Origin of the sequence: Rhizobium sp. CCGE531, assembly GCF_003627795.1 — a bacterium.
Taxonomy (GTDB): Bacteria; Pseudomonadota; Alphaproteobacteria; order Rhizobiales; family Rhizobiaceae; genus Rhizobium.
In genome coordinates this window covers 1974740-1990475 of sequence record NZ_CP032684.1, presented here as the reverse complement: position 1 = coordinate 1990475, position 15736 = coordinate 1974740, and the positions used below count along the sequence as shown (strand labels likewise).

General features: G+C 60.3%; 13 protein-coding genes. All 13 read right to left on the bottom strand.

Translation table 11 applies throughout. The annotated features are described in order from the left end of the window. Positions 1-167: 167 nt before the first annotated feature. On the bottom strand, positions 168-1994 hold the full coding sequence (gene glmS, locus CCGE531_RS09680; protein ID WP_120663958.1) for a glutamine--fructose-6-phosphate transaminase (isomerizing): 1827 nt from the start codon (positions 1992-1994) through the stop codon (positions 168-170). A gap of 115 nt (positions 1995-2109) precedes the next feature. Beyond that, positions 2110-3471, bottom strand: a complete 1362-nt coding sequence (gene glmU / locus CCGE531_RS09675; protein WP_120663957.1) for a bifunctional UDP-N-acetylglucosamine diphosphorylase/glucosamine-1-phosphate N-acetyltransferase GlmU — start codon at positions 3469-3471, stop codon at positions 2110-2112. 213 nt (positions 3472-3684) lie between these two features. Beyond that, positions 3685-4425, bottom strand: a complete 741-nt coding sequence (locus tag CCGE531_RS09670; RefSeq protein WP_120663956.1) for a FadR/GntR family transcriptional regulator — start codon at positions 4423-4425, stop codon at positions 3685-3687. A 16-nt stretch (positions 4426-4441) separates the two neighbouring features. Further along, positions 4442-5410: a galactofuranose ABC transporter, permease protein YjfF gene (gene yjfF, locus CCGE531_RS09665; RefSeq protein ID WP_120663955.1), complete on the bottom strand. Its 969-nt coding sequence runs from the start codon at positions 5408-5410 to the stop codon at positions 4442-4444. Beyond that, positions 5407-6435: an ABC transporter permease gene (locus CCGE531_RS09660; protein WP_120663954.1), complete on the bottom strand. Its 1029-nt coding sequence runs from the start codon at positions 6433-6435 to the stop codon at positions 5407-5409. Before CCGE531_RS09660 ends, yjfF begins: the two co-directional genes overlap by 4 nt. Next, entirely contained in the window at positions 6432-7955 is a 1524-nt protein-coding gene (gene ytfR, locus CCGE531_RS09655; RefSeq protein WP_120666677.1) for a galactofuranose ABC transporter, ATP-binding protein YtfR, read from the bottom strand. The genes CCGE531_RS09660 and ytfR overlap by 4 nt, the downstream gene beginning before the upstream one ends. A gap of 130 nt (positions 7956-8085) precedes the next feature. Further along, entirely contained in the window at positions 8086-9048 is a 963-nt protein-coding gene (gene ytfQ, locus CCGE531_RS09650; protein ID WP_120663953.1) for a galactofuranose ABC transporter, galactofuranose-binding protein YtfQ, read from the bottom strand. A 141-nt stretch (positions 9049-9189) separates the two neighbouring features. Next, positions 9190-10266, bottom strand: a complete 1077-nt coding sequence (locus CCGE531_RS09645; RefSeq protein ID WP_120663952.1) for a BMP family ABC transporter substrate-binding protein — start codon at positions 10264-10266, stop codon at positions 9190-9192. Positions 10267-10314: 48 nt separating this feature from the next. Beyond that, on the bottom strand, positions 10315-11235 hold the full coding sequence (locus CCGE531_RS09640) for an ABC transporter permease (RefSeq protein WP_120663951.1): 921 nt from the start codon (positions 11233-11235) through the stop codon (positions 10315-10317). After that, positions 11232-12317 carry an ABC transporter permease gene (locus tag CCGE531_RS09635; RefSeq protein WP_120663950.1) on the bottom strand — a complete coding sequence of 362 codons (1086 nt, stop codon included), beginning with the start codon at positions 12315-12317 and terminating at the stop codon, positions 11232-11234. The genes CCGE531_RS09640 and CCGE531_RS09635 overlap by 4 nt, the downstream gene beginning before the upstream one ends. Beyond that, positions 12307-13881, bottom strand: a complete 1575-nt coding sequence (locus CCGE531_RS09630) for an ABC transporter ATP-binding protein (protein WP_120663949.1) — start codon at positions 13879-13881, stop codon at positions 12307-12309. The genes CCGE531_RS09635 and CCGE531_RS09630 overlap by 11 nt, the downstream gene beginning before the upstream one ends. A gap of 41 nt (positions 13882-13922) precedes the next feature. Beyond that, positions 13923-14906, bottom strand: coding sequence for a quinone oxidoreductase (locus CCGE531_RS09625; RefSeq protein WP_120663948.1), 984 nt, complete (start codon positions 14904-14906; stop codon positions 13923-13925). A 12-nt stretch (positions 14907-14918) separates the two neighbouring features. Beyond that, positions 14919-15644 (bottom strand): phosphatidylcholine synthase, encoded by a 726-nt coding sequence (pcsA, locus tag CCGE531_RS09620; protein ID WP_120663947.1) that lies wholly within the window; start codon positions 15642-15644, stop codon positions 14919-14921. Between the last annotated feature and the right edge of the window lie 92 nt (positions 15645-15736).

The following is a 15736-nucleotide window of genomic DNA, read 5'->3' as shown; positions in this document are numbered from 1 at the left end:
AAAACTCCGTTCGGTCGCCTACCGCTGACCGGTAAATCCTCCCCACCGTCGCCTTCGGAAAGACTGCCAGAAATTGGGGCGGCATTCAACCAGCCAGTCACGCCGCCATGCCGAACAGGCGCCCTGCTCACGACGACGTGACTGCGAAAGGAGGCCTGCGGAGAAGCCTATTCCACCGTCACCGATTTGGCGAGATTGCGCGGCTGATCGACGTCCGTACCCATGAAGACAGCTGTATGATAGGCAAGCAGCTGAATCGGCAGCGAGAAGATGATCGGCGCGATGATCTCGTCGACGACCGGCAAGGTAATCGTCGCCATCGTCGGCAATGTCGAGGCGGCTGCTCCCGCTTCATCCGTGATGAAGATGATTCGGCCGCCACGCGCCGCCACTTCCTGCATGTTGGAAACGGTCTTGTCGAAGAAGCGGTCATGCGGGGCGATGACGATGACCGGCATGTTCTCGTCGATCAGGGCGATCGGGCCGTGTTTCAGCTCGCCGGCCGCATAACCCTCGGCGTGGATGTAGGAGATTTCCTTCAGCTTCAGCGCGCCTTCCATGGCGAGCGGGAAGCTGGTGCCGCGACCGAGATAGAGTACATCCTTGAACTTCGAGATCTCGCGCGCCAGGCTTTCCATCTGCGGCTGGATGACATTCAGGACGTTGGCCATGATGCGTGGCATCTCGACGAGATGGCGCACCATCTCTTCCTCATCCTTGGCGCTGACGGTACCACGGGCGACGCCCGCTCCGATCGCCAGCGAAGCGAGAACGGCAAGCTGGCAAGTGAAGGCCTTCGTCGAGGCAACGCCGATCTCTGGACCGGCCATGATCGGAAACACGGCATCGGCTTCGCGCGCGATGGTCGATTCCTTGACGTTGACGACCGCACCGATTTTGAGACCATGATCCCGGCAGTAGCGCAGCGAGGCCAGCGTATCGGCCGTCTCGCCGGACTGGGAAATGAACAGCGCCGCCTGCGAAGGCAACAGGGGCATCTCGCGGTAGCGGAACTCGGAGGCGACGTCGATTTCGACCGGGAGGCGCGCGTAGCGCTCGAACCAGTATTTTCCGATCAAGCCGGCAAGATAAGCCGTGCCGCAAGCTGATATCGCAAGGCCCGAGACATTCTCGAAATCGATCGCCGATGCGCTTGGGTGTACCCGATGGCTGGCGAAATCGACATATTGGCTGAGCGCGTGCGAGATGACCTCCGGCTGCTCGTAGATTTCCTTCTCCATGAAGTGGCGATGATTGCCCTTGTCGACGACATAGGCGGTTGCCTGCGAAATCTGCCGTGGCCTGGTCACTTCATTGCCGTTGAAATCGAGAATGGTCGCGCCGGCATGGGTGACGATCGCGCAGTCGCCGTCGACGAGATAGGTGATCTCGTTGGTGAAGGGCGCAAGGGCGATGGCATCCGAACCGAGGAACATTTCGCCCTTGCCGTAACCCACGGCAAGCGGCGGGCCGGAACGCGCCGCCATCAGCGTGTCAGGATCATTCTCAAACATCACGGCCAATGCATAGGCGCCGGTCACGCGGTTCAGCATCTTCAGCATTGCGGCGCGGGGCTCGAGACCTTCGCGAATATGGTTTGCAAGCAGATGCGCAACGACTTCCGTATCCGTCTGCGAAGCAAATACCTTGCCTTCGGCCTTCAGTTCCTCGCGCAATTCGGAGAAGTTTTCGATGATGCCGTTATGGACGACGGCAACACCCTCGACGAAATGCGGGTGGGCATTGGTCTCGTTCGGAACGCCGTGCGTTGCCCAGCGAGTGTGGGCAATGCCCGTCGTGCCGGGCAGAGGTTCCGTCTCCAGCCGCTTCTCCAGGTTGAAAAGCTTTCCTTCCGCGCGGCGGCGATCCATCACGCCGTCATGGATGGTGGCGACACCCGCCGAATCATAGCCGCGGTATTCGAGGCGCCGCAATGCATCCACCAAGCGCTCCGCCACGGGCTTCGTTCCGACGATCCCAACAATGCCGCACATACAACTCTCCGTCTGGCCTCAGATATGAGGGCAAGTCCTAATCATTCCTGCAATTTTCTCAATTGCCGTAACGGTCACTTTCGATTTCGGACCGTTACGGGGGTCGCCCAAGGGTTTAATGGCCGCCCTTCTTGGCTGCCTTGATAGCAAGGGCTCGTTCGCGAACGACCTTGGCGCGTTCCGGCTTCACCTCCTGGCGCGCGCGCCCGAAGGCCAGCGCATCGGCGGGAACGTCGTTGGTGATGACGCTGCCGGAGGCGATGTAAGCACCATCGCCGATGCGGATGGGCGCCACCAGCGAAGAATTGGAGCCGACGAAGGCGTTGGCGCCGATATGGGTCTCGTACTTGTTGACCCCGTCATAATTGCAGGTGATCGTGCCCGCACCGATATTACTGCCGGCGCCGATCGTCGCGTCACCGATATAGGTCAGATGATTGACCTTGGCGCCCTCGCCGATCTTGCCGTTCTTGACCTCGCAGAAATTGCCGACCTTTGCGCCGTGAGCGAGGTCTGCGCCGGGGCGCAACCTTGCAAACGGCCCGACGGTAGCACCCGCGCTGACATGCGCTCCTTCGATATGCGAGAAGGCATGGACGACCGCGCCGCCTTCGATGACCGCTCCCGGGCCGAACACGACGTTCGGCTCGATCAACGCGTCCTGGCCGATGACGGTATCATAGGCCAAAAACACGGTCTCTGGCGCGATCATGGTGACACCGGACAGCATCAGCTCATGCCGGCGCCGCTCCTGCCAGAGACGCTCGATGAAGGCGAGTTCGGCGCGGTTGTTGCAGCCGGTCATCTCGACTTCGGGCGCATCGACGGCCACGGCGCGGCCGCCAAGCGACCGGGCGATCTCGACGAGATCGGTGAGGTAGTATTCGCCCTTGGCATTATCGTTGCCGATGCGATCGAGCAGATCGAGCGCCTTGCGGCCGTTGATCGCCATCAGGCCGCTATTGCACCAGGTCACCGCCAGCTCGGCATCGGTCGCATCCTTTGCTTCACGGATCGCGATCAACTCGCCATCCTTGACCAGCAGCCGGCCATAAGCATTCGGGCTGTCGGTGTGAAAGCCGATGACCACGACGTCATTGCCCTCGGCCAGCCCCTGGCGGGCGGCGCGAAGCGGCGCGTCGGTCAGCAGCGGCACGTCTCCGTAGGCAACGAGAATGTCGTCATACCCCCGCGCGATCGCCTCGCGCGCCGCAAGCACGGCGTGACCGGTGCCGAGGCGCTCCTTCTGCAGATAGGATTCGACTGCGATGCCGCCGATCGACGCTGCCGCGCTGACCTCTTCGGCATTGCGCCCGACAACCAGCGCCGCCGCCGAAATATCCGTCTTGGCGATCGCCTCCATCACATGCGCGATCATGGGGCGACTAGCGATCGGATGCAGAACCTTCGACATCGACGATTTCATACGGGTACTGTCGCCGGCGGCGAGGATGATGGCGAGGCAGGTGCGTTCCATTTCGGGCTCCGAGATATACGATCAGGCATTGCCCGCTGACGGGCACAGTCCCTCTCATAGCAACTAAAGCATATCGCGCAAAAGTGTGCAGCGGTTTTGCGATAATGACATACGCAAAATCAAAGACCTAAAGCGCGAGAAGCGTATCCGAAAAATCGCGACGCGCTTTAGTCGAGCGGCGAACTATGGCGGAATTAGAGACGAATATCAGGCCTAGGCAAGGGCGGCAAAACCTTCGAGGACGTGCTGACGCCCATCAATGATCACGAACTCCATGGCCTTGTGCGCGGCCAGACTGTCCCGCGCCGCAATGGCATCGACGATCGCCATATGCGTGTCGGCAATATTGGCGAAGCCGTTGCTGGAAGGTGGCGCGCTCATGCGGAACATGCCGACCAACGCCGCCTCGATGAGCCCGCCGAGCGACCGCATGAACGGGTTCTGCGAAGCTTCGGTGATTGCCAGATGGAAATGCAGGTCGGCAACGGCAAGGCTGTCCGACGTATGGTGCGGAGCAGCCATGGAGGCCGCGAGCCGGCGCAAGAGATCGATGTCTTCCCGGCTGGCCCGCTCCGCTACCAGGCTGGCGGCGAACGGCTCGAAAGCCATGCGTATATCGTAGAGATGGAGAAGGAACTGCTTGTTGACCCCGCTCTCGAAGTGCCAGTTAAGGACTTCGTTATCGAACATGTTCCAATGAATTCTCTCGGTGACCCGAGTGCCCACGCGTGCGCGAGGGACGACGAGCCCTTTTGCCGCCAGGGTTTTCATACTTTCGCGCAGGACCGTGCGAGACACTTTGAATCGCTGCAGAAGCTCGCTGTCGCCCGGGAGGATGGTGCCGATCGGAAAGGCGCCGGAGACGATCGCCTTGCCAAGATCGTCGACGACCTGAGCATGGCTCGTTCGTGACTTTCTCTCGGGTTTTCTGGTATCAAGCAATCGGCTGCGCAAGCATTCTGTCCTTCCCTCAGGCGTATCGTCGATTGAAACGGGAAAGCAGCAGAAGGCCCTTCTGCATCAGAATAAATGCAAACAGCAACAAGCCGATCAATATCTTCGTCCACCAGCTGGAAAGCGTTCCATCGAAGGTGATGTAGGTCTGAATCAAGCCCTGTATGAGAATTCCGATGAGCGTCCCCCCGACGAACCCCGCTCCCCCCGTTAGCAGTGTTCCGCCAATGACCACGGCAGCGATGGCGTCGAGCTCAACGCCAACGGTGGCAAGCGAATATCCAGCGGATGTATAAATCGAAAAAACGATTCCGGATAGACCGGCGAGAAAGCCGGACAGAGCGTAGATCCGGATCGTCGTCCGGCCGACCGGCACGCCCATGAGTTCCGCCGTCTGCACGCCGCCACCCAAAGCGTAGACATTGGCGCCGAAACGGGTGCGGTGAGCCAGAACGACGCCGCCCGCAAAGACGAGCAGCATGAGGCCGCCGATCAATGTCAGCCGGCCGCCACCGGGCATCAGCCAATAGAGATCGTTCAGTTGCGAATAGAAATCATGCTCGATTGGGATGCTGTCGATGGAGAGCACGAAGGCGATGCCGCGGGCCAGAAACATGCCGGCAAGCGTTACGATGAAGGGCGGCATGCTGAGATAATGGATGATGGCGCCCATGCCGGCACCGAACATCGTCGTGATCACCAGCACAAGGGCAAAGGCGACCAGGGGATGGATCGAGGTATCCCGCAGGACGATGGCCAGGAAAACGCCTGTAAAGGCAATGACCGAGCCGATGGACAGATCGATCCCGCCGGAGATGATCACGAAAGTCATACCGACGGCCGCAATCCCCAGAAAAGCGTTGTCGGTCAAAAGATTACCGACCACCCGCGTTGACAGCATGTTCGGATATTGCGTCACGCAGCCGGCATAGGCGAGGATGAAGATGACGATCGTCGCAAGCAGCGGAAGATATTTCGAATTCACTTTGCCTGCTCCTTTTGCACCATCCGTCGCTCGCCTCGGCGACGCCAGAAGAATGCGGTAGCGGATTGCATCGCCGGGGACTGGATGACCAGAATGACGATGACGATGATCGCCTTGATCACCAGATTGAACTCCGGCGGAAAGCCGGAGAGCAGGATGCCTGTATTGACCGATTGAATGATCATCGCGCCGATCAGCGAACCGACGATGCTGAAGCGACCGCCGAGCAGCGAATTGCCACCGACGACGACGGCGAGAATCGCGTCCAGCTCGAGCCACAGGCCCGCATTATTGGCATCGGCACCCTTGATATCGGCCGAAACGATGATACCGGCGATGGAAGCGCAAAGCCCGCTCAATGCATAAACCGCAACAAGCAGGACCGGGGTCTGGATACCCGAAAGCGTGCTCGCCCGGCGGTTGATACCGATTGCTTCGACCAGCATCCCAAGCGCGGTGCGCCGGACGAGAAGGGTCACGACAAGCGCAACGATGAGCCAGATCACCACCGGCATGGGGAATGCCGCAAAGGAGCCGCTTCCGAGAAAGATCAGCCCGTCATTGTTGAAGGTGAGGATCGTACCCTCGGTGATCAATTGCGCGATGCCGCGACCGGCCACCATCAGCACCAGCGTCGCGATGATCGGCTGGATATCGAGCAGGGCGACAAGGAAGCCATTCCATAATCCGCAAGCCAGACCGACGCCGACCGTCAGCAATAGCGTATAAGCCAGCGAATACCCTGAAACGATCGACGATGCCGCCACGGCGCCGCATATCGCGATCACCGCGCCAACCGAAAGATCAATCCCCTTGGTGGCGATGACCAGCGTCATGCCGATGGACAGCAGCGCCACCGGGGCACCGCGATTGAGCACGTCTATCAGGCTCCCGTAGAGTCTTCCATTCTGAATTTCCAGATGAAAGAAATGCGGGAACATAATGAAATTCAACAGAAGAATTGCCGCGAGCGCAATGAGCTGCGGCATCAAACGAAACAAGGATGCCTTGATTTGCGAGCTCATGCGTTCTCCCGCGTCTTTTCAGCCGTCGCGATGGCTTCGACAATATTTCCGGCGGTTATCTCGCTGCCGGTCAACTCAGCAATGTGTTCGCGGTCGCGCAGGACGATGACGCGTGAACTATAGGCGACGAGTTCCTCAAGTTCGGACGAAATGACCACAAGGGACATACCCTGCCGGCAAAGGTCTTCGATCAACCGGATAATTTCCGCATGGGCGCCGACATCGATGCCCCGGGTCGGCTCGTCCAGGATCAGGAAATTCGGGTTGGTCGCCAGCCATCGCGCGAGGATCGCCTTCTGCTGGTTGCCGCCCGAAAGAAGCCTGATAGGCTTTTCCCGATCGGTCGTGCGGATATCCAGCGCCTTGATGTAACGATCGGCTATGGCGTTCTGCTCGCTGCGCGCTAGAGGCCTGGCCCAGCCGCGCCGGGCCTGCAGTGCCATGATGATGTTCTCCCGGATGGAAAGATCGCCGATGATACCATCCGTCTTGCGATCTTCCGGGCAGAAGCCGAAGCCGCGCTTGATCGCGGCGCGCGGGCTGGAAAGCGTAACCGTATTGCCGTCGATCTTCGCCTCGCCGCTATCGGCGCGCTCGACGCCGAAAAGCACTTCGGCGGTTTCGGTGCGGCCGGAGCCAAGCAGGCCGGCGATGCCAACCACCTCCCCGACATGCACCTGCATGTCGAAGGGCTTGATCTTGCCGCGCTTGCCGAAATTCGTGAAATGATATCGGACCGGGCCGCTTTCCGTCTCGGTCTGCTTTGCCGCGCTTTCCGTCTCGGCGAGTTCACGGCCGAGCATCATGGCGATCAAGGTCTGCCGCGGCAGACCCTCCGCTTCGCGCGTGCCGACCAGACGACCATTGCGCAGAACCGTGATGCGATCGCAGATCTCGTAAACCTGTTCCAGAAAATGCGTGATGAAGACGATCCCCAGGCCACGCTCCTTCAATCGCCTGACGATGCCGAACAGCATCTCGACTTCATGCGTATCGAGGCTCGCCGTCGGCTCATCGAGAATCAGCACCTTGCCGGAGAGATCGACGGCGCGGGCAATCGCGATCACCTGCTGTATGGCAACGGAGAAGCGGTCGAGCTGGCGGCTGACATCGATATCCACGCCATACTGCGACAGCAGGTCTCTCGCCATGCCGTTCATGATGCGGCTGCTGACCATGCCGAACCGCCGCGGCTGACGACCGAGAAACAGGTTCTCCGCAACGCTCAGATTGGGCAGCAGGTTCACTTCCTGATAGACCGTTCCGATGCCGAGCTTCTGCGCCGCCAGCGTGTCATGCGGATCGATCTCGGCCCCATCGAGAACCAGAGTGCCGGCGTCGCGACGATAGGCGCCGGTCATGCACTTGATCAGTGTGGATTTTCCGGCACCGTTCTCGCCGAGCAGCGCATGGACCTCGCCGCGCATCAATGTGAAATCGACATGATCGAGAGCGGTCGAACCGGGAAAATATTTACAAAAGCCTGTCGCTGTCAGAAGTCGCTCGACGTCGTGAGCCATGAAGCGCTGATGTCCTTGCATTAAGCCAATGGGCGAAAGCAATAGCCGACGCACTCCTTGGCGCGCGCCGGCATCTTGCACGAGGGATCGCACCGGCGGCGTTGCCGGCCCGGTGCGATCGGCTTTCGTCTCAGTAGCCGAGGTCCTTCTTCTGCTCGTAGACCTTCTGCGGATCATCGGCCTGGGTGTAGAGCTTGGACTCGGTCTGGATCCACTTCGCCGGCTCCTTCTTGTTCTTCAGATAGGCATCGAGCGCATCGAAGGCGGGGCCGGCCATGTTCGGGGTCAGCTCCACGGTCGCATTCGCTTCGCCGGCTGCCATGGCCTTGAAGAGGTCCGGAACGGAATCGATGGAAATCGTCAGAATGTCCTTGCCCGGCTTCAGGCCGGCTTCCTTGATCGCCTGGATGGCGCCGACGGCCATGTCGTCATTATGGGCATAGAGCGCGCAGATGCTCTTGCCGCCGTTCTCGGCCTTCAGGAAGCTTTCCATCACTTCCTTGCCCTTGGCGCGGGTGAAGTCGCCGGTCTGGCTACGAACGATCTTCAGGTTGTCATGGCCCTTGATGGCTTCTTCGAAGCCCTTCTTGCGCGCGATGGCCGGCGAAGAGCCCGTCGTGCCCTGCAGCTCGACGATGTTGCACTTCTTGTCGCCCACAGCCTTTACGAGCCAATCGCCCGCAACCTTGCCTTCATGGATCTGGTCGGACGTTACGGCCGTCAGATAGAGATCCTTCGGCGCGTTGATCGTGCGATCGAGCAGGATGACGGGGATCTTGGCTTCCTTGGCTTCCTTCAGGACAGCATCCCAGCCGGTCTCGACGACAGGCGCCAGCAGGATCGCATCGACGCCCTGCGCGATGAATGAGCGGATCGCCTTGATCTGGTTTTCCTGCTTCTGCTGCGCGTCAGCGAATTTCAGGTCGACGCCGCGCTTCTTGGCTTCCTGCTTCGTCAGCGTCGTTTCGGCCGCACGCCAACCAGACTCCGAACCGATTTGCGAGAATCCGACGACCAGGTCTTTAGCCGATGCCGACGTGAACATGCAGGCGGCAAGCATCGTGGCACTGATCAGTGCAGTCTTCAACTTCATGATTTCCTCCCAAAGGCCATTTCCTCAGGCCACGGTCTAAAAATCATATAGTAATACTTTTGTAAATCGGCATTCGATGATGCAGTGCAACAAAAAGGGGCATTTCAAATGCCCCTTCTCAACTCAAACTATTTCACCTGCTTACTTCGAAGCCGGCAACTTGTCGTCGACGCCTTCGATGTAGAAGTTCATGCCGAGCAGCGTGCCGTCATCGGCCTTTTCGCCTGCCTTCAGCCAGGGCGTGCCGTCCTGCTTGTTGATCGGGCCGGTGAAGGGCGCGAGTTCGCCGGACTTGATCTTGGCTTCGGTTTCCTGCGCCATCTTCTTCACGTCGTCGGGCATGTTGGTGTAGTCAGCCATCTTGAGGATGCCGTCCTTCAAGCCGTCCCAGTTCTGCTCGGACTTCCAGGTGCCGTCGAGCAACGCGTGAACGCGCTTGGAGTAGTAGTTGCCCCAGGTGTCGACGACAGCGGTCAGCTGCGCCTTCGGGCCGGCGGCGATCATGTCGGATGCCTGACCGAAGGCGTGGATGCCGCGCTCCTCGGCCACCTGCATCGGCGCCGTCGTGTCGGTGTGCTGGGTCAGGACGTCAACGCCCTGGTCGACCATGGCCTTGGCTGCGTCGGCTTCCTTGCCCGGATCGAACCAGGTGTTGACCCATACGACCTTGAGCTTGAAGCTCGGATCGATCGAACGGGCGCCCTGCTCGAAGGAATTGATGCCCATGACCACTTCCGGGATCGGGAAGGAGGCGATGTAGGCGGCGCCGTGGTTCTTCGACGTCTTGGCGGCGATCTGGCCGAGGATGTAGCGGCCTTCGTAGAAGCGCGAGTTGTAGGTGGCCAAGTTCGGGCCGCTCTTGAAGCCGGTCGCGTGCTCGAACTTCACCTTCGGGAACTTGGCCGCAACCTTGACGGTCGCGTCCATGAAGCCGAACGAGGTGGAGAAGATCAGCGAGCAGCCGGAACGGGCGAGACGCTCGATGGCGCGCTCGGCATCCGGGCCTTCCGGCACGTTTTCAAGATAAGGCGTCTCGATCTTGTTGCCGAACTCCTTCTGGACCTGCTGGCGGCCGAGATCGTGCGCCTGCGAGTAACCGCCATCCGTGTGCGAGCCGACATAGACGAAGCAGACCTTGGTCGGAGCTGCTTCGGCAGCGGCCGCAAAGCCGATGATGGCGGCGGCTGTCGTGGCGAGGGCGAGTGCTAGTTTCTTCATGGTTACCCCTGTTGGTTTGACACTATGAAATCCGTCCGGTTCTTGTTTTCAGCGCTCCGGAACGAAGGCCTTGCCGAGCGACGCTGGCGTGTTGATCAAGGTCGCGCGGCGATTTTGAGAGATGATGACGAGAACCACAATAGTCGATGCATAGGGCAGCATCGACAGGAATTGCGAGGGAATGCCGACGCCGAAGCCCTGCGCATGAAACTGCAGGATCGTCACGGCGCCGAAAAGATAGCCGCCGGCCATGACGCGCGTCGGCCGCCAGGACGCGAAGACCACCAGCGCCAGCGTCACCCAGCCACGGCCGGCAGACATGTTCTCAACCCATTGCGGCGTGTAGACGAGCGACAACTGCGCGCCGGCAAGCCCAGCGCAGGCTCCGCCGAACATGACGGCGAGATAACGGGTGCGGATGACGTCGATGCCAAGCGCATGGGCGGAGCCATGGCTGTCACCCACGGCGCGCAGCTTCAGGCCGGCACGGCTGCGGAAGAGGAACCAGTTGACGCCGATCACCAGCGCGATCGAAAGATAGAAGGTGAGATCCTGCTTGAACAACACCGGTCCGAGGAACGGGATACCCGACAGGAACGGGAAAACAATCTCCCGCAACTGCACGCCAGGCACGCTGACATAGCCTTCTCCAATCATGCCGGAAAGGCCGAGGCCGAGGATGGTCAGTGCCAGGCCGGTCGCGACCTGGTTCGTCACCAGCGTCAGGGTGAGGAAGCCGAACAGCAGCGAAAACAAGGCACCCGCCACGATGCCGGTCAGCAGGCCGACATAGGGCGATCCGCTCATCTGCGCGCCAACGAAAGCCGCGACGGCGCCGATGATCATCATGCCTTCGACACCGAGATTGAGCACGCCCGAACGCTCCACCACCAGCTCGCCGAGGCCAGCGATGACGAGCGGCGTCGATGCCGTGATGATGGTCAGAAGAATTGCTTCAAAGACGCTCATGCCGCACCTCCCCGAACCCGCGACCAGACCAGGCGGATCTTGTAATAGATCAGCGTGTCGCAGGAGAGCACGAAAAACAGCAGGAGGCCCTGGAAGACGCTCACCGCCTTGGCGGAGATACCCGGCGACAATTGCGCCGCCTCGCCGCCGAGATAGGTCAGCGCCAGCACAAGGCCGGAGAGAACGGCTCCGAGCGGGTTGAGGCGTGCGAGGAAGGCAACGATGATGGCGGTGAAGCCGTAACCCGGCGAGATCGCCGGCTGCAGATGGCCGATCGAACCGGAAACCTCGGATATGCCGGCCAATCCCGCCAGCGCACCGGAGAAGAGGAAGGCAAACCAGACCATCTTCCGCGAGGAGAAACCGGCAAAGCGCCCTGCCCGCGCCGACTGGCCGAGTACCGTTATCTCGAAGCCCTTCAGCGTATATTTCATCAGGAACCAGGCAAGGATCGCTGCGACCACGGCAAAGATGATGCCCCAATGCGCCCGCCCGGAATCCTGCCATATCGCCGGAAGCACGGCTTCCGGAGGAAAATCGATGCTCTGCGGAAAATTGTGACCTTGCGGATCGCGCCATGGCCCGCGTGACAGCCAATCCAGGAAGAGCTGCGCGATATAGACCAGCATCAGGCTCGTCAGGATCTCGTTGGTGTTGAAATGCGCCTTCAGAAGCGCCGGAATGGCGGCATAGAGCGCGCCGCCGATGGCGCCGGCGAGCAGCATCAAAGGCAGGACCATCGGCGAATGCCAATCGGTGAAGACGATCGGGATGAACGATCCGGCAACGGCACCCATGGTGAACTGGCCTTCGGCACCGATATTCCAGTTGTTGGAGCGGTAGCAGAGGCAAAGGCCGACGGCGATCAGGATCAATGGCCCCGCCTTGATCGCCAGTTCGTGCAGCGACCAGACCTCCAGCAGAGGTTCGACGAAGAAGGCATCGAGCGCTTCGACGGGATCCTTGCCCATGACGGCGAACATGATGGTGCCAGCGATCAGCGCCAAGACGAGGGCAAGCAATGGCGACAGGAAGCCGAACAGCTTCGAGACCTGCGGGCGCTTTTCGAGTTCAATGCGCATGTGCAGGCTCCGGATGCGTCTTCGATTCTTGCAGGCCGCCCATCAGCAGGCCGATCTTTTCGCGGGTCAGCTCACCGGCCGGATAGGACGGCGACAGCCGCCCTTCCGAGATGACGGCGATATCGGTCGCGACTTCGAATATCTCATCCAGATCCTGGCTGATGACGAGCACGGCCGAACCGTCGCGGGCAAGATCGACCAGAGCCTGGCGGATTCGGCTGGCAGCGCCCGCATCCACGCCCCAGGTCGGCTGATTGACGACGAGAACGCTCGGCTGACGATCCAGTTCGCGGCCGACGATGAACTTCTGCAGATTGCCGCCCGAAAGCGCGCCGGCTGCCGGATCTTCGCCGCTTTTGCGCACATCCATCGCCTCACAGATCCGCTTCGTCGCCTGCTTGACCGCACCGTGCCTGATGATGTTGAGGAAGCGCCCGCTCAGAAACGCCTTGCGATCCGACTGATTGCGGGCGAGCACGAGATTGTCGGAGAGTTTCAATGCCGACACGGCGGCGTGGCCATGGCGCTCTTCCGGCACGAAACCAGCGCCCAGCAGCCGGCGGGCATTGATGCCCTTGGCGCCCACAGCCTTGCCGCGCAACTGGACGAGATTATCCGATGCAACGGTGTATTCACCTGAAATGACATCGAACAACTCGCCCTGGCCATTTCCGGCGACACCGGCAATCGCCAGCACCTCGCCGGCGCGCACGCGCAGGGAAACATCCTTCAGCGACATGGCGAAGGGGGTTCGCGCAAGCGCCGAAAGGCCCGCGACTTCCAAGAGGATATCCCCCTTCTTGTCCAGGCCTTCATGATGCACGCTCGCGACATCGCTGCCGACCATCATGCGGGCAAGCGAGCCCGTCGTTTCCTGCCTCGGATCGCAGGCACCGGTTACCTTGCCGTGGCGCAGCACGGTGGCGCGCGAACAGATGCGCTGCACTTCCTCCAGCCGATGACTGATGTAGAGCACCGAGCGCCCCTCGTCTCTCAGCTGGAACAGCGTCTCGAACAGGCGATCGGCCTCCTGCGGAGTCAAAACGGAAGTAGGCTCGTCGAGAATGATTAGCTTGGGATTCTGCAGAAGCGCGCGGACGATCTCGATGCGCTGCCGTTCGCCAACGGAGAGATCGGCGACATGCGCATTCGGATCGAGCGGCAGGCCATAGGCAAGCGAAAGCTTTGCGGCCTCGTCGGAAATCTTTGCAAGCGGGATATTGCTGTCGAGCGAGAGCGCGATATTTTCCGCGACGGTCAGCGCCTCGAATAAGGAAAAATGCTGGAACACCATGCCGATGCCGAGCTTGCGCGCCGTGCCGGGCGCGTCGATCGAAACAGGCTGTCCCTGCCATACGATCTGCCCATGCGACGGCTCGAGCACGCCGAACAGCATCTTCACGAGTGTGGATTTGCCTGCGCCATTCTCACCGAGGAGAGCGTGAATTTCCCCTGGCTGGATTTCAAGATCGATTTCGTTGCAAGCCGCAAAGCTGCCGAACAGTTTCGTCAGTTTGCGAACCGACAATAGCGCACCGGTTGCCGGCGCATCAGATGACGACACGTTCCCCTCATTTCCTTCCCACCGACCTGTCCTTTACGGATCTATGGGATCAGTAGTGTAGTTCCACTCGTTTTCCTGGCTTCCAAATCCGCGTGCGCGCGCCCTACATCAACAAGCGGATAAGTCTGATGAATATTGATACGCACTTTGCTGCTTTGCACAACAGCAAATAACGCGTTCGCGCTGGCCCTCAACTCGTCAGGTGTGCCGACATAGGCAAAGAGGCTCGGTCGCGTGGCGAAAAGCGACCCCTTCTGATTGAGGATGGCGAGATTGAAATTCTCGATCGGACCGGACGATTGGCCGAAGGTGACCCACATGCCGAGCGGCTTCAGGCAATCGAGCGAATGCGGAAACGTGTCCTTGCCAACCGAATCGTAGACGACATCGACGCCCTTGCCGCCGGTAATCTCCCGGACGCGGTCGGCGAAATTCTCCTTGCTGTAGTCGATGACGTAGTCATAGCCATGCGCCAATGCCAGCTCGACCTTTTCCGCGGAACCGGCCGTGCCGATGACGGTTCCGGCTCCGAGAGCCTTGGCCCATTGGCCGGCAATCAAGCCGACGCCGCCGGCGGCGGCGTGAAACAGCAACGTCGTTCCCGGGCCGACCTTGAAGGTGCGGTTCAGCAGATATTCGGCCGTCATTCCCTTCAGCATCATCGATGCGGCGGTTTCGAGCGGGATATCGTCAGGCACCTTGACCAGATGGCGCGTCTCGATATTGCGCTCGATGCTGTAGGCGCCGTCGCTGCCGACATAGGCGACACGGTCGCCGACGGCAAAATCGGTCACGCCGGGCCCGACCTCGGTGATCGTGCCCGCGGCTTCCTTGCCGAGCGGCAACGGAAACTGAGGCGCCTTGTAGAGACCCGATCGGAAATAGACGTCGATAAAGTTCAGGCCGATTGCGGCGTGGCGGATCTGTACTTCACCGGCGCCCGGAGGCGGCAGATCCACCTCCTCCAGCTTCATGACATCAGGACCGCCATTTTCATGGATGCGGACGACCTTGGTCTTCTTCATGATGCGCAATCCTCATTGACGTCCGAGGGACGGGAAAAACTGCAGCACGGCCCCGATACAATAGAGATAAATACCGCTGATGATAAAGAGAAAAACGGCCCATTGCGGCATGAGGAAGTGCATCAGCAGCGAATAGACCCCGAGCGCCGACCAGAAAAGAAATATGCCGAGGTTCAGCGGCCGCAACCGCTTGACGCGCACGGGATGCAGGAAATTGATCGGCAGGAAGGTCAAGACGACGGAAACGCCGACGAGGACCATCGCCGTCGTCGCGCTGGCGTCGATGACGAAGAGCGTGAAGATCACCATGTTCCAGACGACCGGAAAGCCGGAGAAGAAATATTCATCCGTCTTCATGCCGGTATCCGCGTAATAGATGGCGCTGGAAACCACGATCATGCCGGCCGCGACGAACGACCACGGCTCGCCGATCATGCCGCTTTCATAGAGCGCGAAGGCCGGCAGCAGCACATAGGTCACGTAGTCGATGATATTGTCGAGCGTATCGCCGGACCAATTGGGAAGGACTTCCTTGACGCGAACCTTGCGCGCGATCGGTCCGTCGATGCCGTCGACCAGCAGCGCCAGGCCAAGCCACCAGAACATGTCGACGAAACGATGCTCGGACGCTGCGACGACCCCGAGAAAGGCGAGAAACGATCCAGATGCCGTCAGTATATGAACGGAGAAAGCACGCATCTCCGCGTAAGGCACCCGCTTGTACTTGAAGATTTTCATCCGCCCCGTGACTCGCCTGCTTATGCGCCTGCCCCGGCAGGCGGTTTTTTCGCTAATATGCATCCTTTGGTTTGCACCGCCAGCACAAAAGC